This window comes from Enterococcus sp. LJL128 (assembly GCF_056924295.1).
The window spans coordinates 54,665-81,499 of record NZ_JBXPBP010000014.1 but is presented as its reverse complement, the minus strand read 5'-3'; the positions used below and the strand labels follow the sequence as shown (position 1 = coordinate 81,499).

The following is a 26,835-nucleotide window of genomic DNA, read 5'->3' as shown; positions in this document are numbered from 1 at the left end:
AGATAGGTTGGAAGTGGAAGGCCAGTGATGGTTGGAGCGGACCAATACTAATCGGTCGAGGACTTAACCAAAGAATTGGAAGAGTAAGAAAATGTTTTTCGGAATGACTGTGTTGAAGAGTTTTAATCTATCCAGTTTTGAGTGAGCAAATCACTCAATTAAATACTATGCAGCACCAGTGTGGTGGCGATAGCGAGAAGGATACACCTGTTCCCATGCCGAACACAGAAGTTAAGCTTCTTAGCGCCGATTGTAGTGAAGGGTTTCCCTTTGTGAGAGTAGGACGCCGCCGCGCGATTATTCCGGCATAGCTCAGTTGGTAGTAGCGCATGACTGTTAATCATGATGTCGTAGGTTCGAGTCCTACTGCCGGAGTTTTAGCGAAAACCACAGGGTTTTCGCTTTTTTTTTGTCATTAATCTTATATGTGATAGAATCATACTAGTGATAAATATAAGACTTAAATAAATTTGCTTGGTTATCTAACAATTTTGTCATGTTAATTGATAATTTTGGCTTGAAACCTTTGTATTATAAGGTTTTACTCTTTTATCTTATTCAAAAATATGAAACTAAGACTTAAGTTTGACTAAACTTTTTTTGACTTGTGATATAATGTGTTTATTGCAATGACCAGTTTTAGGAGGGAATAACGTTGAAAATATTATTATATTTTGAAGGTGAAAAAATACTAGCTAAATCTGGTATAGGTCGTGCATTGGATCATCAGAAACGTGCACTTTCTGAAGTTGGGATTGAGTATACGTTGGATCCTAATTGTACGGATTATGACATCTTGCACATTAATACGTATGGTATACATAGTCATGGAATGATTAGTAAAGCTCGAAAACTTGGGAAGAAAGTAATCTATCATGCACATTCGACCGAAGAAGATTTTAGAAATTCTTTTGTCGGTTCCAATACTATTTCTCCATTAGTAAAAAAATACTTAGTGAGTTTATATAAAAAGGCTGACTATATTATTACGCCAACCCAATATTCAAAGGAATTACTTCAAGGATATGGTATTACTGTACCGATTTCGGCTATTTCTAATGGAATTGATTTGGAACGCTTTAAGCATTCTGAACAGAAAGAAGAAGCTTTTAGAGCACATTTTAATATAAAAGAAAATGAAAAAGTAATCATTTGTGTTGGTTTATTTTTTGAACGTAAAGGAATTATTGATTTTGTTGAAATAGCGAAGCGATTGCCAGAGTACCGTTTCATCTGGTTTGGCTATACACCTATGTATTCCATACCTAAAAATGTCCGGGATATAGTCAAGGGTGAGCATCCTGAAAATGTGGAGTTTCCAGGATACATTAAAGGTGATATTATTGAAGGAGCGTATTCAGCAGCTGATTTGTTTTTCTTTCCATCTCATGAGGAGACTGAAGGGATTGTTATTTTAGAAGCTTTAGCAAGTAAGCAGCAGATATTAGTTCGGGATATCCCAGTATATGCTGGCTGGCTTAAGAAAAATATTAATTGCTATATGGGAAAAACACAAGATGAATTTACTCTTCTCATTCAACAGATTATTAACCATGAACTACCGTCAACTGAAGAAGCCGGCTACGCAACGGCTAAAGAAAAAAGTATTGAAGAAATCGGTCAGGAATTAAAAGAGATTTATAGAAAAGTTGCTGATGTCAACAACAAGAGTGAATCAGTTGTTCATCAAGGCAATAGCTATTAAGTGGAGGGAGAAAAAGTGAAAGTTGGATTTTTTACAGATACTTATTTCCCCCAAATAAGTGGGGTAGCAACATCGATTTATACCTTGAAAGAGGAATTGGAAAGAAATGGGCATGAGGTTTACATTTTTACTACAACAGATCCTAATGCACCAGAATTTGAAGAGGATGTTATTCGGATGCCAAGTGTGCCCTTGGTGTCTTTCAAGGAAAGAAGGCTCGTTGTTCGAGGAATGTGGTATGCTTATCTGATAGCCAAAGAATTAGAGTTGGATTTGATTCATACACATACAGAGTTTGGTTCTGGAATTTTAGGAAAAATGGTTGGGAAAAAGCTAAAGATTCCGGTTATCCATACGTACCATACAATGTATGAGGAATATCTGCATTACATTGCAAAGGGAAAGGTTTTACGCCCAACGCATGTGAAGTATCTTTCTAAAGCCTTTACTAATCATACAACGGGTGTGGTATGCCCAAGTAAACGAGTAATCAATAAACTGCAGGAATATGGAGTCAAATCTCCGATGCGGATTATACCAACAGGAATTGACATTAAAAAATTTGAACGTCCGGATATTACCCGGCAGATGGTTAAGGAACTAAGAGAGGAAATTGGTTTAACTGATGAAAACTTAACCCTTCTTTCTCTTAGCAGAATATCTTATGAAAAAAATATACAAGCAATTTTGACCGGAATGAGCCGGATTATTGAAGAATTTCCTCAAGTTCGTCTGCTTATAGTAGGAAACGGACCTTATTTAGAGTCGTTGAAAACAATGGCCGTAGATTTGGGTATAAAAGAGTATGTTATCTTTATTGGAGAAGTACCAAATGATCAAGTGGCAATTTATTACAAGGCAGCTGACTTTTTTGTCAGTGCTTCAACTTCAGAAACCCAAGGCCTAACTTATACTGAGGCGATAGCTGCTGGTGTACCTTGCATTGTTGAAGGGAATGACTATTTGAATGAACTATTGGATCATCGTTCTTTAGGGATTACTTTTGAGAAGGATGAAGATTTTGCACAAGCTGTAATTGATTATATCTATGAAGATGTGCCTTCTGACCAAGCAATTATTGATAAAAAAATGCACGAAATTTCTGCAGAGTATTTTGGTGAGAAAATGATTGAGTTTTATACAGATACGATTAATTACTATCAAGAGGTTTCGCAAGATAAAAAGGATAGTTTTGTATCGATGGAAAAAATTAAGGTAAAATTTATTTCGTTTAGAAGATAAGAAAAATGTAAAAACCGCTGCATGTAGTATATACTTACATACAGAGGTTTTTATTTTTGTATGAAAGGAATGGAAATATGGGAAAAATTGGATTTATCGGCATAGGAGTTATGGGGCATGCAATAGTTATGAATATGATGAATCATGGGTTAGAGGTAAACGTTTATAATCGTACCAAAAGTAAAGCAGATGATTTGATTACAAATGGGGCACACTGGCAGGAAACTCCAGCGAAGATTGCCGAGAACAGTGAGATTATTTTTACAATGGTGGGCTTTCCAGCAGATGTTGAAGGAGTTTATTTTGGCGAAAATGGTATTTTTCAAGCTGATATTACTGGGAAAATAGTAGTAGATCTTACAACCAGTACTCCTTCTCTAGCTGAGAAAATCGCTATCGAAGCAAGCAAACTTGGCGGACAAGCATTGGATGCTCCAGTATCTGGTGGAGATTTGGGTGCGAAGAATGGTACGCTGACAATCATGGTAGGAGGAGAGCAATCAGCTTACGACAAGGTAGTCCCTGTATTTGAAGCCTTTGGAAAAACTTATAAGCTGCACGGTGGTGCAGGAAAGGGGCAACATACAAAGATGGCAAACCAAATTATGATTGCCGGAACAATGACTGGAATGACAGAAATGCTGGTTTATGCAGACAAAGCCGGGCTTAATCTTGAGAAGGTAATCGAGACTCTTGGAGGAGGCAGCGCCTCTAACTGGTCCATGAACAATTATGGTCCTAGAATACTGAGAGCAGATTACTCCCCAGGTTTTTTTGTAAAGCATTTTATAAAGGATTTGAAAATAGCGCTGGATGAAGCAGATAAATTAGGATTGACATTACCCTCTACCAAGCTGGCAGAGGAATTGTATAGCCGTTTAGCAGACGAAGGGTTCGAAAATGATGGAACACAGGCTTTGATTAAACTCTGGTGGAAAAGCAACTAATAACGAAATACTATTTTATTAAGGAACAGCAAAAAAATTGAAAAAATTGACGAAAAATCATGCACGACGGACAATGTTTTGTTACAATGGTACAGGAATGAAACTTAGTTCGCCGAGGGAGGTCAAGTTATGAAGCAATCACAGTTAGTAGCGATCATCAAAAGACTTGAAGCAATGACAGAAGCAAATGACAATGAAATACAAGTTCGTCGTTTTGAACGGGAAGGCGTTGAAAAATGTCTTGTGAACTATGATAAGACGACTGATACTTTTGAACTGACAGAAGCGGATAGTCAGCAAAGCTATCAATTTGACAATATCGATATTGTAGCGATGGAGATTTATGATTTGATCCAATAAGTTATGGTTGAGGATGCATCGTTACCCGTGACTTAATTTAAAGAAAAAAGCCTTGTTGATGTACAATCAAGGCTTTTTTTATTATTCCAAAAGATTCTATATAATTACATGTATAGAATCATCTGCCAGAATGGTGTGCATATTAGAGTACTAATGATTGCAGATGTACTGATTTCACTAAAGTTAGCTGTCAAAAATATTAGTAGTACTAATAGCATTATCTGTTCTTTTACAGTATTTCCCTGACTAAGCCTGTGTAAGCTCAGCAAAAATCTTCCCAACGGTTGTTTGCTCAGTTATTTTATAAGCGTTTGCTCCAGCAAATACTAGGGCATTGTTAGGATCTTTGGTCACTGCATTTAAAAGTGTTTCTGAAATACAGTAGGGAATGGTTTCGCGATCACAATGCTTATAAGACAAACAGCTGCGGCATTTTTCAATAGGAATTTGCTCATGTTTAATTCGTTCTGTGAACTGGTTTTTAATTGCCCGGCCCGGCATTCCGACAGGGCTTTTTATAATCGCAATATCCTCTTTTTTTGCATCGATATAAGCCTGTTTAAATGCATCTGGAGCATCACATTCTTCTGTTGCTACAAAGCGAGTAGCCATCTGTACACCTGCACAGCCTAAATTCATATAATGATCAATATCAGAACGGTTATAGACACCGCCAGCAAAAATAACAGGAATTTTACGGTTGAAATCTTCCCCAAATTGGTTGACAGTCGCAATAATTTGTTGAAGCTCTTCGTCCATGTTATCAATACTTTCTTTGATAGACTCAGCTTTAAAACCTAAATGACCACCAGCTTTTGGTCCTTCCACTACCACGAAATCTGCAGTTTTATTATAACGCTTTTTCCACATGCCCAGCAGTACCTTGGCAGCCTTGTTCGATGAAACAATCGGCGCAATTTTAGTTTTGCTTCCTTCGACAAGTTCGGGAAGATTAATTGGCAGTCCGGCGCCGGAAATAATGACATCCGCCCCGACCTCGACACAGCGTTTTACATAGCGGTCGTATTGAAAACTGGCGGCCATAATATTAAAGCCAACTATTCCGCCTTTAGCAATTTCCTTGGCTTTATCAAATTGTTTTTTTATCGCTGCCATGTTTGCCCGCATTGGTGACTTTTCAAAAACTTCTTCCTGATAGCCAATTTGGGCAGTAGAGAGGATTCCAATTCCGCCTTCTTTGGCAACGGCTCCGGCTAGATTCGCAAGACTTACGCCGATGCCCATCCCGCCTTGTATAACAGGGATTTTCGCTACAAGTTTATCTATCACTAGTGGTTTTAATGTCATGTTGAAGCTCCTTATGCTTATGATTTAAATGGTAAATAGTTTGAACATCAAACTAAAGCTACTATAGACAGTTCTGAAAGAATTGTCAAACCTTTTATTTTTTTAAGCGTATGGATCAATAAAGTTATTTTAAGTTTTATCCTTGATATTGCTAAGTTTCCCTAAAGAAAAAACTAAGAAAATAAAAAAAGGCTTGCAAAAATTTTAAGAATGATATATAGTTTGACTGTCAAATGTTTTGATAATCAAAGTAATTACGGATGGTGTGCAGGATGGAACCAGATTTAGAAACAATAAACGATTATCTAGTGAGTGTCTTCAACGATATTCTGACAATCGAAGAGTCTGAATTGAAAAAATCAAAATTTAATGATTTATCTATTACAGAGATGCATACGATTGAAGCAATCGGAATGTATAAGCGAAAGACTTCTTCTGAGGTTGCCAAAGAGCTGTCTATTACAGTAGGAACTCTAACAGTTGCAATCAATAATTTAGTGAAGAAAGGCTATGTTGAACGTATTCGAAGTGAAGATGATCGCCGCGTTGTAAAGCTTGGCCTAACAAAAAAAGGAAAACTTCTTTATCGTGTTCATCAGCATTTTCACCGGGAAATGGTTAAAAATATTTTGGATGGTATGGATCAAGAAGAAGAACAGGCTTTATTGAAAGCATTGAAGAACCTCCATGATTTTTTACAAGAATACAAGTAAACACGGAGGGAAAAAATGAGTCAATATGGAAAAATAACTTGTACCGGTAGTTATCTTCCGGAAAAGCAAGTAACAAATGACGAGTTAAGTAAGTTTATGGATACTTCTGATGAATGGATTAGAAGCAGGACAGGGATTCAGTCCCGTCATGTAGTAACAGATGAAAATACTTCGGATCTTTGTACTAAAGCGGCTCAGAATATTTTAAAAAAATCTGGTTATACTGGTGATTCTCTGGATTTTATTATTGTAGCAACCATTACTCCAGATTACCAAATGCCTTCAGTTGCTTGTCAGGTACAGGCTGGAATTAAAGCAGACAATGCTTTTGCCTTTGATATTAGTGCTGCTTGCTCGGGCTTTGTTTACGGATTAAGTCTGGGTGAAAAGATGATTCGAAGCGGCTACAAACGAGGTATTGTTTTAGGCGGCGAAACCTTATCCAAGGTTTTGGACTGGAAGGACCGCAGCAGCGCAGTTTTATTTGGAGACGGTGCTGGGGGCGTGCTGCTCGAAGCTGATGAGAGTCCGCACTTTTTAGCTGAAAAACTTCAATCAGATGGTACAAGAGGCGGTTCACTAACTTCTGGTTTCCGTGAAAATAAAAGTCCGTTCTATGATGAATCAACAGAAGAGACAGCCTGGCTAAAAATGAATGGTAGAGCAATCTTTGATTTTACAATGAGTGATGTAGCAAAGAACATTCGTCAAGTGCTGGATGAAAATTCAGTACAGGCTGATTATTTCTTACTCCATCAGGCAAATGTACGAATTATTGATAAGCTAGCCAGAAAGCTAAAAATTCCCAGAGAAAAATTTCTGACGAATATGGATAAGTATGGCAACACTTCTGGAGCCAGTATTCCTATTTTACTGGATGAGGCAGTTACAAATGGAACATTGAAATTGGATTCAACACAAAATGTGGTGTTAACAGGTTTTGGCGGAGGGCTAACATGGGGGACGTTACTCCTAACTTTGTAAAAAACTGTTTACATATATATGAATTCTATTAAAGAGAATGGAACTCAGTATTGATTTTCTTGCTGTTCTTGCAGGTGAGAGCTGTTTTTCATGCATAGAATCTTTAACGGGATTTATGAAAATCAAAAAAACAAAACTTTTGGAGGAATATACACATGGTATTTGAGAAAATTCAAGCAATTATTGTAGAAGAATTAGGAAAAGAGCCTGAAGAAGTAAAAATGGAAACAAACATTCAGGAAGAACTGGATGCTGACAGCTTGGATCTATTCCAAATTATCAATGAGATTGAAGATGCGTTCGATGTAAAGATTGAATCTGAAGAAGGCATTGTAACTGTAAAAGATTTAGTAACATACGTAGAAAAACAACAAAACAGCTAATTTTTAATTGGCTGACTAACAAGTTAAACATAGTTGTGCCAGAAGTGACAAGCTTCAAAAGTTGAGAAGAATATATGAGAATTGTTTTCCAGATCATTGTTGAGTGGACAGATACTTTAATGTCTGCTTACCAGTGAGATTGGCAAACCTCAAGGATTTCTACTTAATTTTGAAGATAGTGCTTCTGGCACGCTGTTTATTTGGATTTTAGAGAAATATGAGGTTGGGTATGGAGTTATATGCCAAACCCACTCGTTACTCGTTTACTGCAATCATTTTTAGATTATGAAGGATGTATTATATGCAATCAAAAATTTGTGAATTATTTGGAATTAAATACCCTATTTTTCAAGGTGGAATGGCTTGGATCGCGGATGCTGAGTTAGCAGCAGCAGTTTCTGAAGCTGGCGGTTTGGGAATCATTGCTGGTGGAAATGCCCCAAAAGAAGTAGTACAAGAAGAAATAAGAAAAATTAAGGCTCTTACGAGTAAGCCTTTTGCTGTAAATATTATGTTATTGTCGCCGTTTGCTGAAGATATCATTGATTTAGTTTGTGAAGAGCAGGTTCCTGTAGTAACAACCGGGGCAGGCAATCCCGGAAAGTACATGGAACGCTTCAAATCACTGGGGATTAAAGTCGTTCCAGTAGTCCCTTCTGTTGCACTAGGAATAAGGATGGAAAAAATCGGAGCAGATGCGGTGATTGTCGAAGGAATGGAAGCTGGCGGGCATATTGGCAAGCTGACAACAATCAGTTTGGTTCCCCAAGTAACCGATGCACTGTCTGTGCCGGTTATTGCAGCTGGCGGGATTGGTGATGGCCGCGGAATGGCTGCAGCTTTCATGCTTGGTGCCGAAGGAATTCAAGTGGGCACACGTTTTCTTGTAGCAAAAGAATGCACCGTTCACGAGAATTACAAACAAAAAATTATCAAAGCAAGAGATATCGATACAGTGGTTACTTGTCAGCATTTTGGTCATCCAGTTAGAGCACTGAAAAATAAATTAACTAGAGAATATGATCAGCTGGAAAAAGAAGAGCTTAAAAATGAAACACCTGATACGCAGAAGTTTGATGAGTTGGGGCAAGGGGCCCTGCGTAAAGCAGTTGTTGATGGTGATGTTGACAACGGTTCTATCATGGCCGGACAAATCGCCGGATTAATAAAAAAAGAAGAAACGGCTAAAGAAATTATTGATTCTTTTGTAAAGGAAGCTAAAGAAGCTTTTAAAATACAGTATCAGCGTTTTAGTTAAAAGTACGCTTGAGAAGGAGAAAGAGAATGAAGACAGCATTTGTATTTAGTGGGCAGGGTGCTCAATATACAGGAATGGGTAAGGAACTTTACGATCAGGAGCCGCTTGTTCGGGACACCTTTACTGAGGCTAGTGAGGTTCTTGGCTACGATATGGCTGAGCTTTGTTTTTCTGATGACGGGCGGCTGAATGAAACGACCTATACCCAGCCGGCAATTCTAACCGTTAGTACGGCGTTCAATAGAGTTCTAGCTGCCAACGGAGCTGTACCAGATGTGGTTGCAGGACTTAGCCTAGGCGAATATAGTGCTCTTGTTGCAAGCGGAGCAATAACGTTTAAGGCAGCAGTTGCTTTGGTTGCCAAGCGCGGGAAGTTTATGACGGAGGCTGCACCGACAGGAACAGGGAAAATGGTTGCTGTAATGAATGCTGACCGTGACCTTATTGAAGACTGCTGCAGACAAGCCTCAACCGTTGGAATTGTTTCTCCGGCTAACTATAATACACCCCAGCAGATTGTTATTGGCGGTGAAGTAGAAGCAGTAGATAAAGCCATTGCCTTGCTGACCGAGCAGGGGGTTAAGCGAACGATTCCTTTGAATGTAAGTGGTCCTTTTCATACGGCTTTGCTGAAACCGGCATCTGAGAAGCTGGCAATGGAATTGGAAAAGGTTCCATTTAGCACACCGAAAATTCAAGTAATCAGCAATACTACAGCAGAGGTTATGGAAGCGGATCAGATTAAGCCGCTGCTAACGCAGCAGGTGATGAAGGCGGTTCGTTTTGCTGACAGTATTGAAACAATGAAAAAAATGGGTGTTGTCAGGATTATTGAGGTTGGCCCTGGAAAAACACTGACTGGTTTCATTAGAAAAATTGATAAATCAATCGTAACTGGCCGCGTTGAGGATCAAGCGACATTAACAGAAACTTTAGCACTTTTAAGTGAGGGATAATGGATGGATTTGAAGGGTAAAAATGTATTTGTGACTGGCAGCAGCCGCGGTATCGGGAAAGCAATTGCGCTGACCTTTGCACAGGCAGGTGCTAATATTGTATTGAACGGCAGAGGAGAGATTCCGAAAGAGCTGATTAATGAAATTAAAGCGAACGATGTTGACTGTGTAGGTGTCTGCGGCGACATTTCAGATTATGAAGCGGCTGGTGAAATGATTAATAAAGCTGTTGAAGCATTAGGCTCAATCGACATATTAATTAATAATGCTGGAATCACCAATGACAAGCTGTTGTTGAGAATGTCAGAAGAAGACTTTTCAAAATGTATTGATATTAATTTAGTAGGAACCTTTAATATGACGCAGCATACAGTGAAACGGATGATGAAACAGCGGAGCGGTCGAATCATTAACATGACAAGTGTGGTGGGCTTGATGGGAAATATCGGTCAGGCAAATTACTCAGCCAGTAAAGCTGGAGTTGTGGGTTTTACTAAATCAGTAGCCAGGGAAGTAGCAGCTAGAGGGATTACCTGTAATGCTATTGCACCGGGATTTATCGATACAGAGATGACAGCTGTACTTTCAGATGAAGTTAAGAAAAAAATGAATGAACAAATTCCTTTAAGAAAATACGGTCAGGTCGAAGATGTTGCCAAAGCAGCTGTATTTTTAGCAGAAAGTCCTTATATTACCGGACAAGTGCTAAATATCGACGGCGGTTTAGTAATGCACGGATAAACCAGTTAGGAGGAAGGAAATATGAATCGAGTAGTAATTACTGGGTATGGCGTGGCGTCTCCAATCGGAAATGATGCGTCCACCTTTTTGGAAAGCTTGAAAGAAGGAAGAAACGGGATTGGTCCCATCACTAAGTTTGATGCAGCTGAAACAGGGATCACCTTAGCTGCTGAAGTGAAGGACTTTCCTTTTGATAAATATTTTGTGAAAAAAGACGCGAAACGAATGGATTTATTTTCTCTATATGGAATCTATGCTGCATTGGAAGCAATGGAAATGAGCGGACTGGAAACAGATAACATTGACACAGATCGTTTCGGCGTAATGGTTGGTTCTGGAATTGGCGGTCTTCAAACGATTCAGGATCAGGTTGTGCGAATGCACGATAAAGGTCCGCAGCGTGTAAGTCCTCTGTTTATTCCAATGTCGATTGCTAACATGGCTGCTGGTAATATTGCATTGCGCGTGGGAGCAAAAGGTATCTGTACAGCAGTGGTTACGGCCTGTGCCAGTGCAACGCATTCGATTGGCGAAGCCTTCCGAAATATTAAACATGGTTATTCTGATGTAATTTTAGCTGGTGGAACAGAAGCATCCATCACGGAAATTGGGATTGCTGGTTTTGCTTCATTAACAGCCTTATCGAATGAAACAGATAAGGACAAGGCGTCGATTCCCTTTGATAAAAATCGTAACGGATTTGTTATGGGGGAGGGAGCCGGTGTGTTCATGGTTGAATCGCTGGAGCATGCCCGAAAGCGCGGTGCAGTAATCTTAGGTGAAATTGTTGGTTACGGTGCAAATTGTGATGCGTATCATATGACATCACCAACACCAGACGGCAGCGGAGCAGCAAAAGCAATGAAGCTGGCAATGGCAGAGGCAGGGATTACACCTGAACAAGTTGGTTATATTAACGCACACGGAACAAGTACGCCGCCGAATGACAGTGCAGAATCCAAGGCTATTGAATTGGCGATGGGATCAGCAGCGAAAGATATTCCTGTGAGCAGTACCAAGAGTATGACTGGACATTTACTGGGAGCAGCTGGAGGAATTGAAGGAATTGCTACCTTGAATGCGCTGCAGCATCAGTTTATTCCACCAACCATTGGCTTAACTGAACTGGATGAAGAAGTCACAGTAAACATTGTGGGAAATACAAGTCAGCCTCATAGTTTTGAGTATGGTCTAAGTAATTCCTTAGGCTTTGGCGGCCATAATGCAGTTATCTGTTTGAAACGCTGGGAGGATTAGTAATAATGGATATTAACGAAGTAAAGGACCTTTTGGTACAGTTTGACCAATCCAGTTTAACAGAATTTGATTTAAAAGAAGGTTCTTTTGAGCTTTACATGAATAAAAACCAGACATCTTTGAAAGATGTTCGAACATCGGAACAGGGAGTCCAGTTTTCACCAGTACAGCCTCCTGAACAGGTTACAGAAACTCTTGTGCCGGTGCAGGCTAGTGTTCCAGTGGCTGAAAAAACAACAGCTCCTGATTCTGTGGAAGAAATTTTATCTCCATTAGTAGGCGTTGTGTATTTACAGCCAGCACCAGATAAACCAATCTTTAAACAGGTTGGGGACAAGGTGAAGAAGGGCGAGGTTGTATGTATTATTGAGGCTATGAAGCTGATGAACGAAATCACGGCAGCCGTAGACGGAACGATTACAGAGGTTTTGGTTGAAAATGAAGACGTTGTGGAATATAATCAGCCAATATTCAGAATAGCTAAAGGAGAGTAACCAATGAATATACAGGAAATCATGGAAATTATCCCTCATCGGTATCCGTTTTTACTTTTAGACCGGGTGGATGAAATTACTATTGGTGAACGAGTTGTAGCTGTTAAGAATGTAACAATTAACGAACCCTTTTTCCAAGGGCATTTCCCAACTGAACCGGTTATGCCGGGTGTGCTGATTTTGGAAGCTTTTGGTCAGGCTGGCGCTGTTGCATTGTTGTCAAAGCCTGAATTTAAAGGGAAAACAGCTTACTTTGGCGCCATGGACAAGATTCGCTTCAGGCAAAAAGTGGTTCCTGGTGATACATTAATAGTAGAAGTAGAGATCTTGAAAATGAGAGCAACAGCTGGTACAGGTAAAGGAATTGCAAAGGTAAACGGTAAAAAAGTTGCAGAAGCCGAACTAACTTTTATGATTGGATAGATGTCGATGTTTTCAAAAATTTTAATTGCGAACCGTGGAGAAATTGCTGTCCGTATTATTAGAGCCTGCAGAGAACTGGGAATCCGCACAGTTGCGGTTTATTCAGAAGCAGATCAGGATGCAATGCATACACAGCTAGCAGATGAAGCAATTTGTATTGGACCGGCCAAAGCTGCCGATTCTTATCTGAATGTTCAACGGGTTTTAAGTGCAGCTATCGTAACAAATGCAGAAGCAATTCATCCAGGGTTTGGTTTCTTATCAGAGAATAGCCAATTTGCCGCAATGTGTGAAGAATGTAATATCACATTCATCGGACCAAAAGCAGAAACGATAGATGCGATGGGAAATAAAATTAATGCAAGAAAATTGATGATTGAAGCCGATGTTCCTGTAATTCCTGGTAGTGAAGGCGTGATTGCTACTGTAGAGGAAGCATTAACAATTGCTGAGAAAATCGGTTATCCAGTGATGCTCAAAGCTGCTGCTGGCGGAGGAGGCAAAGGGATTCGTAAGGTTCTCAAAAAAGAGGAGCTTCCGGCCCAATTCACTTCCGCTCAGCAAGAAGCAAAAGCAGCTTTTAGTAATGGCGACATGTATATTGAAAAAATTATTTATCCGGCTAGACATATTGAAGTGCAAGTATTAGGGGATAATTACGGTCATGTGATTCATCTGGGAGAAAGAGATTGCTCCCTTCAAAGAAATAATCAAAAAGTGATGGAAGAATCGCCTTCTGTGGTTATTTCAGATGAAAAACGTAAACTGCTGGGAGAGACTGCTGTTCGAGCAGGAAAAGCAGTTGCTTACCAAAATGCAGGGACAATTGAATTTCTGATGGATGATTCTGGTGCATTCTATTTTATGGAAATGAATACACGCATTCAGGTGGAGCATCCAGTAACTGAAATGGTCACCGGCATTGACTTAGTGAAAGCACAATTGAAAATTGCTGCGGGTGAGGAATTAACCATCAAGCAAGAAGATGTACAACTGACGGGTCATGCCATTGAATGCCGAATTAATGCTGAGAACCCAGCATTCAATTTTGCTCCTGCACCCGGAACAATTAATAATCTGCTCCTGCCAAGCGGCGGCATGGGATTGAGAGTAGATAGCGCAATGTATACAGGTTATAAGATCCCGCCGTATTATGATTCAATGATTGCTAAAATTATCGTCCACGGTGAAAATCGCTTTGATGCATTTATGAAAATGCAGCGGGCACTGAACGAATTGGTTACAGACGGATTGACAACTAATGCAGAATTTCAGTTGGATTTGATTACCCATGGAAGTGTTCTTGCAGGAGACTATGACACCAGCTTTTTACAGGAAACCTTTCTACCATCTTGGGAGCCTGAATCTGATTAGTAAAATAGAATCTGGAAGTAGAGGACAATAACCCTCCAAAATGAAGAGCCTGGACAGGTTCGTCGAAAGGATAAAGGAGTAGAGAGATGGCTTTATTCAAAAAGAAAAACTACATTCGCATCAATCCTAATCGTGGTATTGATGCTGATAATAAAAAGCCTGCTGTTCCGGATAACATGTGGGCTAAGTGTCCATGTTGTAAACAGACACTTTACACAAAAGATATGGGCCCCGAGAAGGTCTGTCCTTATTGTGGATACAGCTTTAGAATCAATGCGTGGGAACGGCTGCTGCTTACGGTAGACGAAAAAAGCTTCAGTGAATGGGATACAGACATTGAGACTGACGACCCGCTAAATTTTCCCGGATACAAAGAAAAGGTTGCGGCGATGCAGGAGAAAACTAATCTCCATGAGGCAGTCTTGACTGGCAAGGCTGAAATAGAAGGCTTTACAACAGCAATTGCTGTGATGGATGCCAATTTTATCATGGGAAGCATGGGAACTGTTGTCGGTGAGAAAATTACTCGGCTGTTTGAGCGGGCAACAGCTGAAAAACTGCCAGTAGTCATTTTTACTGCTTCAGGTGGAGCACGCATGCAGGAAGGCATCATGTCTTTAATGCAGATGGCAAAAATTTCTGCAGCGCTGAAACGTCATAGTAATGCCGGACTATTGTATATTACAGTCTTGACTGATCCAACAACCGGCGGGGTTACAGCCAGCTTTGCAATGGATGGAGATATTATTCTGGCAGAGCCTCAAAGCTTGATTGGTTTTGCTGGACGTAGAGTTATTGAACAAACGATTCGTCAAGAACTGCCTGAAGATTTTCAAAAAGCAGAATTCTTATTAAGCCATGGCTTCGTTGATAGAATTGTGCCGAGAAATCAACTGAAGGAAGTACTAAAATCATTGTTGATGATACATGCAGCAGAGGGGTGGACGTAGAAGTGGAAAGAACAGCTAATGAAATTGTGACGCTGGCCAGATCTCAAGAGCGCTTCACCTCGTTGGAATATATTGAGGCAGTTTTTGACCAGTTTATTGAATTTCATGGGGACCGCTATTTTGGAGATGATTTAGCAGTTGTCGGCGGAATTGCGTTGCTTGGAGGAAAACCGGTTACAGTAATCGGTATTCAGAAAGGCAGAAATCTTCCAGAGAACATTGACCGAAATTTTGGAGCTCCTCATCCAGAAGGATATCGAAAAGCTCTACGTCTAATGAAACAGGCTGAAAAATTCAATCGCCCAGTAATAACCTTTATTAATACTGCAGGTGCTTATTGCGGTATTGGCGCAGAAGAACGTGGCGAAGGCGAAGCAATCGCAAGAAATCTACTGGACATGTCCGATTTGAATGTTCCAATAATCTCTATCATCATTGGCGAAGGTGGCAGCGGTGGTGCGTTGGCCTTAGCAGTCGCCGATGAAGTCTGGATGCTGGAGCATACGATTTATGCTATTTTATCTCCAGAAGGCTTTGCTTCTATTTTATGGAAAGACGGCAGCCGGGCGAAGGAAGCAGCGGAGTTAATGAAAATTACAGCTAAGGAACTAAAGGAACTGACTGTAATTGATAAAATCATACCGGAAGAAATGAATGGAGAACTGCTGGAGCAGCCAAAAATTAACCGAATGATTGAAAAAGCACTTATTAGTAAGCTTGCAGAGCTGTCGCGGCTCTCCAAAGAAGAACTGATTGAACAGAGATATCAGAGGTTCCGCAAATTTTAGAAGCAGAAATGAATACTTTAGAGATTGTCGTGAGACTCATAGAGTTTTACCGCAATCTTTTTTGTTGTCTGAAGATTTTCTGAAAAACAATGTCTAGTAAAAAAATGGTAATATTCATAAATTGTGTATAAAAATTGTTGATATAAGCGTATTTTTATTTAAATATGAATAAATTATCAAAAATACGATTAAAATGGATGATTTTTCATTTTCAATATGGTATGATGTTTTCAATCAATCTTTAAAAAATGAAGGAGTGCTAATTATGAAAAAAATGAAAACAGCGATAATTGCAGTAATTGCTGCTGGAGTATTAACAGCCTGTGGTAGTAATAATGAAGGAACAAAGGATTCTGGAAGCGGAAAAACAGAAAATGCTTTAGAGAAAATTCAGGAAAAGGGAACGCTGATGGTGGGAACATCCGCAGATTTTGCTCCTTTCGAATTTAAGACACTGGTGGATGGAAAAGATACAATTGTGGGATCAGATATAGAAATGGTTAAGGCAATTGGAGATAAGCTGGGTGTGAAGGTAGAATTTATGGATATGCAGTTTGATGCAGTATTGGTTGCTTTGCAGCAAAATAAAGTAGACATTGCAGTATCGGGAATTTCTGCAACAGCTGAGCGTAAAGAATCGTTTGACTTTTCTACCCCATATTATAATCCGCCGCAAAAAATAGTTATTAATAAGAAAAATCAAGCGACCTATACATCTATTGAATCGCTAAACGGGAAAAAGGTTGGTGCTCAAAAAGGGTCCATCCAAGAAGGAGTTGTAGAGACACAGCTGCCTGATGCACAAAAAGTTTCTATTCCTCGGGTACCTAATTTGATTGTTGAGCTGAATCAGGGATCGATTGATGCATTAGTACTGGAAGAAACAATTGCAGAATCATATATTAATCAAAATCCCGATTTAATGTTCGCAGATATCGAGCTTACGTCAAATGAAGAAGAAGCATTTGCTATTGCTTTGCCAAAAGGCGAGGATGAACTAAAAGAAGAAATTGACAAGATCATCGCTGAAATGACAAAAGACGGTTCTATTGATAAATATGTGAAGGAAGCTATGGAGCTGGCTGATAAAAATACAGAAGAATAAAATGGAGGACAGAAAATGAATTTTTCTTTTCTGGGAACATACGGACAATACTTTATTTCCGGAGCTGGTGTAACAATTATTATCTCTCTAGTTACGGTATTTTTTGGCACACTACTGGGAGTGGGCGTCGCCCTGCTAAAGCTGTCAAAAATACCGCCCCTGCGCTGGCTGGCTAATATTTACATCGAAATATTAAGAGGAACCCCAATGCTGATTCAAGTGTTAATCGGCTTTGGCTTACTACAGAATTTATTTCCATCTGTTAATATCCCTATCGGAATATTGACCATTGATTTTGGACGGCTGGCACCGGGGATGATTGTTTTATCATTGAACTCAAGTGCTTATGTGGCTGAAATTGTTCGGGCTGGGATAACGGCGGTTAATATTGGTCAAACAGAAGCAGCACATTCATTAGGATTGCCCCCCCTTCAAACTATGCGGTACGTGATTCTGCCTCAAGCCCTACGGAATATTCTGCCAGCTCTGGGCAATGAGTTTATCATTTTAATCAAAGATTCCTCACTACTGTCAATTATTGGAATTAATGAATTGCTGAGCAGCGCACAGACCGTTATTTCCAGTACGTATATTCCTTTAGAGCCGTACTATGTAGCAGCGGCAATCTATTTTGTTATGACATTTCTCACATCGAGAGGGTTGGCAGCATTTGAGAAAAGATTAGGAAGAGGCTATCAGCGCTAGGAGGAGTAAGGAATGACTGGAAAATTACTGGAAGTAACAGATTTGCATAAATCATTTGGCAAAAATGAAGTTTTAAAAGGTGTTTCAACAGATGTAAAAAAAGGGGAAGTACTGGTTATTATTGGTCCTTCCGGCTCAGGAAAAAGTACCTTCCTGCGCTGTTTAAATTTACTGGAAAGACCTACAGAAGGACGGATTACGTTCGAGGGTGTTGATATTACAGATAAAAAAATTAATATTTTCGAGATGCGGGAAAAAATGGGTATGGTTTTCCAGCAGTTCAATTTATTTCCTAATATGACTGTGATGAAAAATATAACTCTGTCGCCTTTAAAAGTTAAGAAGATGTCTGAAGCAGCAGCAGAGCAGACAGCAATGGATCTGCTGGAAAAGGTAGGGCTGAAGGATAAGGCCACTGCGTACCCCCAATCCTTATCAGGAGGCCAGCAGCAGCGGATTGCCATCGCCAGAGCATTAGCAATGCAGCCGGATGTCATGCTCTTTGATGAGCCGACCTCAGCGCTTGATCCGGAAATGGTTGGAGAGGTCTTGAGCGTCATGCAACAGTTGGCCAAAGATGGAATGACGATGGTCATTGTTACCCATGAAATGGGGTTTGCCAAAGAAGTAGGGGATCGAGTGATTTTTATGGATGAAGGAATTATTATGGAAGAAAATACTCCTGCTGAGCTTTTTGGAAATCCGCAGCATCCACGGACAATTGATTTTCTTTCTAAAATACTTTAAAAATAAAGGAATAACAGACTGATTCTAGCTGCTGTTCCTTAATTGGAATAAGAAGTTCGTTACTGAACAAGCTCGTTCAGTAACGTTTTTTTATAGTTTCCTGTTCTTCGAAATCAATCATTAAGTATTGGCAGCTTAGAGGATCAACGGAAAAAAACGGATGAGTTTGGGACATAAGTAAATGCCCGAACTCTTCTTTCTCTAAAATCCGAATAAACGGCGTTCCAGTCTTTGTATGCTTCGAGGATCGCAACAGAGTGAGAACCGTAGACGCAAAAGTAGCTCACTACACTTCGTTCCGATAGCATCAACCTCTAAGTGCTAAAAGCACTAAGAGTTGAAGTTCTCGGAAATAAGCCGAACTATCTCAAAAATATGAAAAGCTCCAGGTAGGTATCAATCAACATCTACTCGGTTCCCTCGTAGTGTTTCTTGACAATTTTCGGATAATCCGTCTTATTGCTGTGAAACACAGCGAGGGATGAGCTGATGTTGAACAGTACCTACTTGGTTCTCGGAGCTAAACACTTTTGGCTCGACCTCATCACACTGTTGGAAGTGAAGCTGATTCTAAACAAGAGAGAATTGTCAGGACGTGAGCTACTTTTAAATGCCTTGTTGTCTGAAAGAGTTGTACAAAGAGCTGTATACGTATGATAGAAGTTTTCTGATAGTATTTTGGAAATACTGGTTTTTTTACTTGAAATACGCTATAATATTGGGTTGAGTGGTAGGACAACGGATGGAAAAGTTTGTCCTGCCTTTTCAATCATCATTTATAAATAAGAATCTAATAATCGATACTGTTTGAGTGTTTAAAAATAGGCTCTTATCAGCTTGAGACGCAGGGGAATCGAATGACAGAAAGAAAGTACCGCTGTATGATTTTTGCGTTCAGTGATTATGATTAAAAGGAGAATGTATGTTTTCAAAGTTTAAGCCAACATGGATGGTGGATGCAATTTATAAAGTAACGCCGGCTCAGTTAAAGGAACTGGGATTTAAGGCTGTATTGACGGATTTAGATAATACACTGATAGCCTGGAATAATCCGGATGGAACAGAAGAACTGCTGGAATGGATTGAAGAAATGAAACAAGCTGGTCTGCCAGTCGTGGTCATTTCTAATAATAAAGACAGCCGTATCAAAAGAGCTGTTGAGAAATTTGAGCTGGAATATGTTGCACGGGCACTGAAGCCTCTGACAAAAGGGTTTAAAGAAGCTCAAGACAAACTGGGAATGAAGCCGGAAGAACTAGTAATGGTTGGTGACCAGATTATGACCGATATCCGGGGTGCAAACGCTGCAGGTATTCGCAACATTTTAGTTCGGCCTATTGTGGATACGGATGGTTGGAATACACGAATTAATCGTTTCTTTGAAAGAAAAATAATGAAGCATTTAGAGAAAAAACATCCTGATATGGTATGGAAGGGCGGATTAGAATGAGCGAAGCAGTTCATTGTATTGGCTGCGGGGCTGTAATTCAGACCGAACACCCGGAAGAACTGGGTTACACGCCAAAAGCGGCATTTGAAAAAGGATTGGAAACTGGCGAAGTATACTGTCAGCGTTGTTTCCGTTTGAGGCATTATAATGATATTCAGGACGTTAAACTGACAGACGATGACTTTCTGCGTTTGCTGAATGAATTGGGACGTGAGGATGCACTGATTGTTAATGTCGTGGATATTTTTGATTTCAACGGATCATTAATTCCGGGACTGCATCGATTTATCGGTGACAATCCTGTATTACTAGTTGGAAATAAAAAAGATATTTTACCCAAGTCTTTGAAAAAAGGCAAATTGATTCAATGGATGAAGGAGCGGGCTCACGAACAAGGGCTTCGACCAACAGAGGTTCTACTGACCAGCGCTAAAAAGGCACATGAAATGGATGAGCTGCTTGAAACAATTGAAAAGCATCGTGACGGCCGGGATGTTTACGTGGTTGGCGTGACGAATGTTGGGAAATCAACCTTGATTAATCAGATTATTAAGCAAACGGCTGGAGTAAAGGATGTCATTACGACTTCACAGTTTCCGGGAACGACACTGGATAAGATTGAAATTCCTTTGGACGACGGGCATTTTCTAATTGATACGCCGGGAATTATTCATCGTCACCAAATGGCCCATTATCTTGGAAAAAAGGACTTAAAGCTGATTGCCCCTCAAAAAGAAATCAAGCCTAAAATTTATCAGTTGAATTCAGAGCAGACGTTGTTCTTAGGTGGATTAGCCCGTTTTGATTTTATCCAAGGTGAACGAAGTTCGTTTGTTGTTTATGCCTCGAACGATTTGATGATCCATCGGACGAAGCTTGCGACAGCAGATCAATTTTATGAAAAGCATATGGGCGGGCTGCTGCAGCCCCCAAGACCAGATGAAGCAGACGAATTTCCAGAACTGGTGCGGTTTGAATTTTCTATTAAAGAAAAGACGGACATTGTTTTTGCCGGGTTAGGCTGGATTACTGTTCAGTCGTCAGGAGTAGTTGCCGGCTGGGCGCCCAAAGGTGTAGAAGTGCTGCGGAGAAAAGCGTTGATATAGTTCCAGCTAGAAATAGCGGAGAAAGAAGGATACTAGTGAAATTAAGAGGAAAACAAAAGCGTTATTTAAGAAGTCAGGCCCATCATCTACAGCCCATTTTTCAAATTGGAAAAGGCGGATTAAATGAAGAGATGGTGATTCAAATCAATGAAGCACTTGAAAAGCGCGAGCTGATTAAAATCAGTCTACTTCAAAATACAGATGAAGTTGCTGAAGAGGTAGCTAACGTATTAGAAGATAAAATTCAATGTGATGTTGTGCAGATTATTGGACGGGTGCTGGTTGTATTCAAGCCGTCTACAAAAGAGAAATATCAAAACTATTCTAAAGAGGTCAAATCAATTTAGCAGAGTATTGGAGGAGTTATTCGATGAAGGCAGCTGCAGGTGCATTAAGAGGAACTCAAACAATTGTGAAGGAACAGCTACAGCTTTTTGAAAAGCGCAAGCAAGTTGGCATACTGGGCGGTAATTTCAACCCTGTCCATATTGCGCATTTGATGATGGCAGAACAGGTCTATCAGCAGTTGGGACTGGATAAAGTTTGTCTAATGCCGTCATATCTGCCACCTCATATAGATGAAAAGAAAACCATTGACAGCAAACATCGGCTGGCTATGCTGGAGCTTGCTGTAGAAAACAATAAACATCTTGAAATAGAACCAATCGAGCTTGTACGTAAGGGGAAAAGCTACACGTACGAAACGATGAAGGCGCTGATTCAGAATAATCCTGATACTGATTACTATTTTATTATTGGCGGAGACATGGTTAACTACCTGCCAAAATGGTACAAAATCGAAGAATTACTGTTGATGACCAATTTTGTAGGAACCCGCCGGCCCCATTATGGTATAGAGACGCCCTACCCGATTATCTGGGTTGATACGCCGCAAATGGATATCAGCTCCAGCATGATTCGGGAAAAAGTCCAAAGCGGCTGTTCTGTACGCTACCTTCTCCCGGATAATGTGATAAACTATATCTACGAGAAGGGACTGTATATGGATGGAATTTAGCGGACAATATACGCCATGGGCACGTGAAGAGCTGATGCAGAAGGTTCAAATGCAGATGAGCGAGCGGCGGTTTCAGCATGTTCTTGGTGTAGAGGAAACGGCAGTAGCTCTTGCGGTGAAATATGGAGCTTCTCAGGAAAAAGCGAGTATTGCCGCATTGACCCATGATTATGCAAAAGAGAGACCGGATGATGAGTTTCAGCTGCTGATTGAACGGGACGGCTACAATCCTGAGCTGTTGGAATATGGAAATGCTATCTGGCATGGGTTGATAGGTGCCGATATGGTTAGAAGAGAACTGGGAATTGAAGATGAAGAAATCCTTCATTCAATTCGCTGTCATACTACAGGGGCAGCTGAAATGACGTTGTTGGATAAAATCATTTATGTAGCCGACTATATCGAACCTGGCCGGAAGTTTCCTGGAGTAGCAGAAGCTAGAGAAATCGCATTAGTAGATTTAGATCAGGCTGTTGCCTATGAAACGAAGCATACATTGCTTCATCTCATTCAGCAAGAGCAAAAGATTTATCCAAAGACAATTGAGACATATAATTATTGGGTAGTGAATAGATAAAACAAAAATTAGGAGGGAACAATCATAGATAGTCAAAAGATTTTAGAAATTGCGGTAAAGGCAGCAGATGCAAAAAGAGCAGAGGATATCGTTGCATTGGAAGTAAAGGAGATTTCTCTTTTAGCAGATTATTTTATGATTTGTCAGGCAAATAGTGAGAGACAAATCAATGCCATCGTAGAGGAAATTATTGAAAAAGAAGAAGAGGCTGATGTAGAAATCAAACGCATTGAAGGAAAAGACGGTGGAAAATGGGTGTTGATTGACCTCAATGATGTGATTATTCATGTATTCCAAGCTTCAGAGCGAACTTTCTATAATTTGGAAAAACTATGGTCGGATGCACCATTAGCAGACATCGCCGAATGGGTAAGCTAAAATGACTTACAAAACCTTTGCTTTTGTCTATGATGAGGTTATGGATGAAACATTGTATGAGCAGTGGCTGGCATTTTCTGAACGCCACTTGCCGAAAGAGTCCAGCCGAATATTGGAATTAGCCTGTGGAACAGGCAGATTGGCGGTTGATTTTGCTAAAGCCGGGTTTCAAGTTACCGCATTGGATTTATCCGAAGAAATGCTGGCGATTGCAAGTGAGCGGGCTCATGAAGAAGAAGTCGATATTCAGTTTGTTCAAGGAAATATGATGGAGCTTTCAGAAGTAGGACAGTATGAAGCAATTACCTGCTTTTCTGATTCATTGTGTTACATGGAAAATCGTCAGGCTGTTCAGCAGGTTTTCGATGAAGTTTATCAGGCACTAGAAGAAGAAGGGACATTCATTTTCGACGTCCACTCAGTTTATCAAGTGGATCAGGTGTTTCCAGAATACAGCTACCATTATCAAACGGAGGAATTTGCTTTTCTTTGGGATAGTTATCAGGGAGAGAAGGAACATAGTATTGAGCATTTTCTAACCTTCTTTGTTCAGCAGGGTTCTGATGGGGAGACTTTTATCCGTAAGGATGAGCTTCATAAAGAGCGGACTTATGCAATGGATGACTATTTGATGATGTTGGAAAGCAGCGGCTTTGCTTGTGTAGATGTATACGGAGATTTTACGGATGAGCAGCCTAAAGAAGAAAGTACCCGCTGGTTCTTTGTTTGTCAAAAAGCGGATAACTGAGTAAAGGAATGAAAGAACGCTGGGAGCCGTGTGATAGGAACGGTTCTCAGCTTTTTATATTGTATGGAGTGGAGTCTAAACGATTGGAAATCAATTCTTTGAAAGTGAGGGAAGTAGATGAAGGCTTGTGGTATTATTGTTGAGTATAATCCCTTTCATAACGGGCATATCTATCATATTCAAAAAGCTCGAGAGGCTTCTCGGGCAGAAGTTGTAGTTGCTGTGATGAGCGGGAACTTTTTGCAGCGGGGAGAACCAGCAATTATAGATAAATGGAAACGGGCAGAGGAAGCACTGAGCAATGGCGTTGATTTAGTTATTGAACTGCCAGCTGAATGGGCGGTTCAATCTGCGGATTATTTTGCAAGAGGGGGAGTCAAACTACTTCATGCCTTGAAATGTCAGTATCTGTGTTTTGGAACAGACAGCTCAGGAGAGGTAGATTATCAAGCCTTTGGTCAATTTTCAGCGAATAATCAGCAGCTAATTGAAGAGAAATATAAAGAACTGGCGGATAAAAAACTAAGCTATCCTCAGCAAATGACAGCAGTTTATCAAGCATTATATCCAGAGCTGCCTCTTGATTTTTCCTCTCCTAATCATATATTGGGATTAAGCTATGCTAAAGAAAATGCGCTATATAAGGAACCAATGAAACTGCTGCCTATCAATAGAAAAGGTGCGCATTATAATGAAGTAAATCTGCAGCCGAGGTTTTCCAGCGCAACTGCCATTCGAAAAGCTGTTTTAACTAAACATTTTTCTGAGATTGAAACTACAGTACCCAAACAAACCTCGAATGACCTAGCACAAGGTCCTTTGGTTTCGTGGGAGAATTATTGGCCGCTGCTTCAGTATAAACTTATTAGTACGTCTATTGAAGAGCTGCAGTTGGTTTATCAGATGAATGAAGGGTTAGAATATCGGTTAAAGGAGATGGCTGTGAGAGCAGAGAATTTTCAGCAATTCATTGAACTGGTAAAAACAAAACGCTATACGTGGACTCGATTACAGCGTTTAGCTGTCTATACCCTGTTAAACAGTTCGAATGAAGCGGTTCAACAGGGCTGGGATAATAGTTATCTAAGAGTGCTAGGAATGACTGAAGCAGGACAAAAGTATTTAAGTGTTCACAAAAAAGATTTTGAGCTGCCCCTACTGACCAGACAGGCAAAAAGTATGGAACAACTGTTTGCTGCCGGACTGACAAATGACCGGATTTATCAATTAGGGCATGCCGAAATTTCTGAACAGAGTCAAGGTCGTTTTCCGATTCGGATAAAAAAGGCTTAACAAAAACTGTTGATACAAGTATAATGAAAAAGGTTATCCTACAAAAAAGAAAGCGAAGTGAGAATATGGGCCGTAAATGGGCAAATATTAAAGAGAAAAAAGCTGCCAAAGATGCAAACAACAGTCGAGTTTATGCAAAATTTGGTATTGAAATCTATGTTGCAGCGAAATCAGGTGATCCTGATCCCCATGCAAACCAGAAGCTGCGGTTTGTTATCGAGCGAGCTAAAACATATAATGTTCCAAAACATATTATTGACCGTGCGATTGAAAAAGCCAAAGGTTCCGGCGATGAACAGTATTCAGAGCTGCGTTATGAAGGTTTTGGTCCGAATGGTTCCATGGTCATCGTTGACGCATTGACGAATAATGTCAATCGTACAGCAGCAGATGTACGTGCAGCATTCGGGAAAAATGGCGGCAATATGGGAGTCAGCGGAGCTGTAGCCTATATGTTTGATAATACAGCAATCATCGGATTTCCAGGAGAAGATGCGGATGATATTTTAGAGTATCTAATGGAAAAAGAAATCGATGTTCGTGATGTGGTGCAAGAAGAGAATCAAGTCATTGTCTATGGTGAGCCTGAAGATCTTCATATCATCCAAGAAGCCTTGAAAGAAAAGGGAATTGAAGAATTTTCTGTTACCGAGTTGGAAATGGTTCCTCAAAATGAAGTAACGTTGACTGGTGAGGATTTAGAGAAGTTTGAGAAAATGATTGATGTTCTGGAAGATTTGGAAGATGTTCAGAAGGTTTATCACAATGTGGATTTAGGTGAATAAGTAAATATAGAAATAGGTTGTGACAGAAGTGTTCAGCTTCAAGCACTAAGGCGGAAATTCCGAAAATTGTTCCACAAATTTTTGCGAATTTCCGCCTTAGTGTTGAAGAAGTTACTTCTGAAACACCGTTTTTCCAGCTTTAAGGGACTGAGGCATACTAATGTCACAGCCCTTTTTTATTATATAGAGAAACAAAGCAAGCTGTTTTTAGACAATAAAAAACCCCTCATACCACACACTAATATGAAGGGAAAACACAATATGAAATCTAAGATTAAATATATAATAGCATGAAAAAAAGTTTTTCTCAATAATTTTGCTCTTTCTGTAAAAAAATGAGAAAACTGTAAATTTAATCTAACTGAACTGAGCGGTTTACTTTAATATTCAGAATAAATCGAGAGTTCTTAAAATCAACTATTAAGAAATATGAAAAGGATAATAAGAAAAACGTAAAAAAAAGCGATATAAAAGGGATGGAATTGATATTTTTAATCAATAATTAAATGGAATAAATAATGACAGTTTCTAAGAAAAAAATTATTTAATGAAAGGTCTTTAATAGGTATAAACTTAGTTTTTTTCAAAAAATTAGAAAAAGCAATAAAAATATGATAAATAAATAACGTTCTTATGATGTATAATTACTGTTATGAATTTATGTCCTTCTTTAAGAATGGTATTTGATTACATATATTAAAGATAATTTATTTATAACGATTGTTATTTTTCGAAGGATATACAATTTAAAAACATTTTAACAATTAGTAAAAAATATCATTTTTATTAATTGGACTTAGGGAGGTGTCCTATGGAGAAAAAAAATAAATTAAATCGAATGTTGCTTGTAGCTTCAACTGTGTTTGCAGTGTTAATGATGGCTTCTTGTAAAAATGAGACGAAACAGACGGACTCATCTTCGGAGACAACAACGGAATCCACTTCTACTATTAAAGAAAAAGAGGTAGAAGCAAAATCCAATGCAGCAACAATTATTGTGGACGATTCATCTCAATAGAGAACAGTACTATTTAAACTAA

30 protein-coding genes, 1 tRNA gene and 1 rRNA gene are annotated in these 26,835 nt (G+C 39.6%); 31 read left to right on the top strand and 1 reads right to left on the bottom strand.

What is annotated here, in order from left to right:
* The first annotated feature begins 179 nt into the window (after positions 1-179).
* The 6 genes from rrf (at position 180) to AC1Z3K_RS14750 (ending at position 4,254) form a co-directional block, all read left to right on the top strand.
* A 5S ribosomal RNA gene (rrf, locus tag AC1Z3K_RS14775) occupies positions 180-295 on the top strand.
* A gap of 6 nt (positions 296-301) precedes the next feature.
* A tRNA-Asn gene (locus AC1Z3K_RS14770) sits at positions 302-375 on the top strand.
* 280 nt (positions 376-655) lie between these two features.
* The gene (locus AC1Z3K_RS14765) at positions 656-1,705 is read left to right on the top strand and encodes an LTA glycolipid anchor biosynthesis glycosyltransferase, IagA/BgsA family (protein WP_461733115.1); all 1,050 of its coding nucleotides are present in this window, start codon (positions 656-658) and stop codon (positions 1,703-1,705) included.
* A 15-nt stretch (positions 1,706-1,720) separates the two neighbouring features.
* The gene (locus AC1Z3K_RS14760; RefSeq protein WP_426084818.1) at positions 1,721-2,947 is read left to right on the top strand and encodes a glycosyltransferase family 4 protein; all 1,227 of its coding nucleotides are present in this window, start codon (positions 1,721-1,723) and stop codon (positions 2,945-2,947) included.
* 77 nt (positions 2,948-3,024) lie between these two features.
* Complete coding sequence (locus AC1Z3K_RS14755; RefSeq protein ID WP_461733114.1) at positions 3,025-3,894, top strand: NAD(P)-dependent oxidoreductase; 870 nt, start codon at positions 3,025-3,027, stop codon at positions 3,892-3,894.
* Positions 3,895-4,023: 129 nt separating this feature from the next.
* On the top strand, positions 4,024-4,254 hold the full coding sequence (locus AC1Z3K_RS14750) for a YkuJ family protein (RefSeq protein WP_426084820.1): 231 nt from the start codon (positions 4,024-4,026) through the stop codon (positions 4,252-4,254).
* A gap of 246 nt (positions 4,255-4,500) precedes the next feature.
* Here AC1Z3K_RS14750 and AC1Z3K_RS14745 read toward each other — a convergent pair whose 3' ends face one another.
* Entirely contained in the window at positions 4,501-5,562 is a 1,062-nt protein-coding gene (locus tag AC1Z3K_RS14745) for an NAD(P)H-dependent flavin oxidoreductase (protein ID WP_426084821.1), read from the bottom strand.
* Between the two features lie 272 nt (positions 5,563-5,834).
* On the opposite strand from AC1Z3K_RS14745, the gene fabT reads away from it, so the two are divergent.
* From fabT to AC1Z3K_RS14620, 25 genes are all read left to right on the top strand, one after another.
* Complete coding sequence (fabT, locus tag AC1Z3K_RS14740; protein ID WP_426084822.1) at positions 5,835-6,275, top strand: fatty acid biosynthesis transcriptional regulator FabT; 441 nt, start codon at positions 5,835-5,837, stop codon at positions 6,273-6,275.
* A gap of 15 nt (positions 6,276-6,290) precedes the next feature.
* The gene (locus tag AC1Z3K_RS14735) at positions 6,291-7,259 is read left to right on the top strand and encodes a beta-ketoacyl-ACP synthase III (RefSeq protein WP_461733113.1); all 969 of its coding nucleotides are present in this window, start codon (positions 6,291-6,293) and stop codon (positions 7,257-7,259) included.
* A gap of 155 nt (positions 7,260-7,414) precedes the next feature.
* Entirely contained in the window at positions 7,415-7,642 is a 228-nt protein-coding gene (locus tag AC1Z3K_RS14730) for an acyl carrier protein (protein ID WP_426084824.1), read from the top strand.
* A 301-nt stretch (positions 7,643-7,943) separates the two neighbouring features.
* Entirely contained in the window at positions 7,944-8,900 is a 957-nt protein-coding gene (fabK, locus tag AC1Z3K_RS14725; protein WP_426084825.1) for an enoyl-[acyl-carrier-protein] reductase FabK, read from the top strand.
* A 26-nt stretch (positions 8,901-8,926) separates the two neighbouring features.
* Positions 8,927-9,856, top strand: coding sequence for an ACP S-malonyltransferase (gene fabD / locus AC1Z3K_RS14720; RefSeq protein WP_461733112.1), 930 nt, complete (start codon positions 8,927-8,929; stop codon positions 9,854-9,856).
* 3 nt (positions 9,857-9,859) lie between these two features.
* Positions 9,860-10,597 (top strand): 3-oxoacyl-[acyl-carrier-protein] reductase, encoded by a 738-nt coding sequence (gene fabG, locus AC1Z3K_RS14715; protein WP_426084827.1) that lies wholly within the window; start codon positions 9,860-9,862, stop codon positions 10,595-10,597.
* 21 nt (positions 10,598-10,618) lie between these two features.
* The gene (gene fabF, locus AC1Z3K_RS14710) at positions 10,619-11,854 is read left to right on the top strand and encodes a beta-ketoacyl-ACP synthase II (RefSeq protein WP_461733111.1); all 1,236 of its coding nucleotides are present in this window, start codon (positions 10,619-10,621) and stop codon (positions 11,852-11,854) included.
* 5 nt (positions 11,855-11,859) lie between these two features.
* Complete coding sequence (gene accB / locus AC1Z3K_RS14705) at positions 11,860-12,348, top strand: acetyl-CoA carboxylase biotin carboxyl carrier protein (protein WP_461733110.1); 489 nt, start codon at positions 11,860-11,862, stop codon at positions 12,346-12,348.
* 3 nt (positions 12,349-12,351) lie between these two features.
* A complete protein-coding gene (fabZ, locus tag AC1Z3K_RS14700) occupies positions 12,352-12,771 on the top strand; it encodes a 3-hydroxyacyl-ACP dehydratase FabZ (protein ID WP_461733109.1) in 420 nt (139 codons plus the stop codon).
* Positions 12,772-12,777: 6 nt separating this feature from the next.
* On the top strand, positions 12,778-14,145 hold the full coding sequence (locus tag AC1Z3K_RS14695) for an acetyl-CoA carboxylase biotin carboxylase subunit (protein ID WP_461733108.1): 1,368 nt from the start codon (positions 12,778-12,780) through the stop codon (positions 14,143-14,145).
* An 86-nt stretch (positions 14,146-14,231) separates the two neighbouring features.
* On the top strand, positions 14,232-15,095 hold the full coding sequence (accD, locus tag AC1Z3K_RS14690) for an acetyl-CoA carboxylase, carboxyltransferase subunit beta (protein ID WP_426084832.1): 864 nt from the start codon (positions 14,232-14,234) through the stop codon (positions 15,093-15,095).
* Between the two features lie 2 nt (positions 15,096-15,097).
* Positions 15,098-15,883, top strand: a complete 786-nt coding sequence (locus AC1Z3K_RS14685) for an acetyl-CoA carboxylase carboxyl transferase subunit alpha (RefSeq protein WP_461733107.1) — start codon at positions 15,098-15,100, stop codon at positions 15,881-15,883.
* A gap of 265 nt (positions 15,884-16,148) precedes the next feature.
* Complete coding sequence (locus tag AC1Z3K_RS14680; protein WP_461733106.1) at positions 16,149-16,988, top strand: transporter substrate-binding domain-containing protein; 840 nt, start codon at positions 16,149-16,151, stop codon at positions 16,986-16,988.
* A gap of 15 nt (positions 16,989-17,003) precedes the next feature.
* Positions 17,004-17,693 carry an amino acid ABC transporter permease gene (locus tag AC1Z3K_RS14675; RefSeq protein WP_461733105.1) on the top strand — a complete coding sequence of 230 codons (690 nt, stop codon included), beginning with the start codon at positions 17,004-17,006 and terminating at the stop codon, positions 17,691-17,693.
* A gap of 12 nt (positions 17,694-17,705) precedes the next feature.
* Positions 17,706-18,440, top strand: a complete 735-nt coding sequence (locus tag AC1Z3K_RS14670; protein WP_426084836.1) for an amino acid ABC transporter ATP-binding protein — start codon at positions 17,706-17,708, stop codon at positions 18,438-18,440.
* A 922-nt stretch (positions 18,441-19,362) separates the two neighbouring features.
* Complete coding sequence (locus AC1Z3K_RS14665) at positions 19,363-19,890, top strand: YqeG family HAD IIIA-type phosphatase (protein WP_426084837.1); 528 nt, start codon at positions 19,363-19,365, stop codon at positions 19,888-19,890.
* Entirely contained in the window at positions 19,887-20,996 is a 1,110-nt protein-coding gene (yqeH, locus tag AC1Z3K_RS14660; protein WP_461733104.1) for a ribosome biogenesis GTPase YqeH, read from the top strand. The genes AC1Z3K_RS14665 and yqeH overlap by 4 nt, the downstream gene beginning before the upstream one ends.
* A 35-nt stretch (positions 20,997-21,031) precedes the next feature.
* Entirely contained in the window at positions 21,032-21,343 is a 312-nt protein-coding gene (gene yhbY, locus AC1Z3K_RS14655) for a ribosome assembly RNA-binding protein YhbY (protein ID WP_426084839.1), read from the top strand.
* Positions 21,344-21,366: 23 nt separating this feature from the next.
* Entirely contained in the window at positions 21,367-22,014 is a 648-nt protein-coding gene (locus AC1Z3K_RS14650) for a nicotinate-nucleotide adenylyltransferase (RefSeq protein WP_426084840.1), read from the top strand.
* Complete coding sequence (yqeK, locus tag AC1Z3K_RS14645) at positions 22,004-22,591, top strand: bis(5'-nucleosyl)-tetraphosphatase (symmetrical) YqeK (protein WP_426084841.1); 588 nt, start codon at positions 22,004-22,006, stop codon at positions 22,589-22,591. Before AC1Z3K_RS14650 ends, yqeK begins: the two co-directional genes overlap by 11 nt.
* 39 nt (positions 22,592-22,630) lie before the next feature.
* Positions 22,631-22,969, top strand: a complete 339-nt coding sequence (gene rsfS, locus AC1Z3K_RS14640) for a ribosome silencing factor (RefSeq protein ID WP_426084847.1) — start codon at positions 22,631-22,633, stop codon at positions 22,967-22,969.
* Position 22,970: 1 nt separating this feature from the next.
* On the top strand, positions 22,971-23,717 hold the full coding sequence (locus AC1Z3K_RS14635) for a class I SAM-dependent DNA methyltransferase (protein WP_426084842.1): 747 nt from the start codon (positions 22,971-22,973) through the stop codon (positions 23,715-23,717).
* Between the two features lie 117 nt (positions 23,718-23,834).
* Entirely contained in the window at positions 23,835-25,010 is a 1,176-nt protein-coding gene (locus AC1Z3K_RS14630) for a nucleotidyltransferase (RefSeq protein ID WP_461733103.1), read from the top strand.
* A gap of 65 nt (positions 25,011-25,075) precedes the next feature.
* Positions 25,076-25,795 (top strand): YebC/PmpR family DNA-binding transcriptional regulator, encoded by a 720-nt coding sequence (locus AC1Z3K_RS14625; protein ID WP_426084844.1) that lies wholly within the window; start codon positions 25,076-25,078, stop codon positions 25,793-25,795.
* Positions 25,796-26,606: 811 nt separating this feature from the next.
* On the top strand, positions 26,607-26,813 hold the full coding sequence (locus tag AC1Z3K_RS14620) for a hypothetical protein (RefSeq protein WP_426084845.1): 207 nt from the start codon (positions 26,607-26,609) through the stop codon (positions 26,811-26,813).
* The last annotated feature ends 22 nt before the right edge of the window (positions 26,814-26,835 follow it).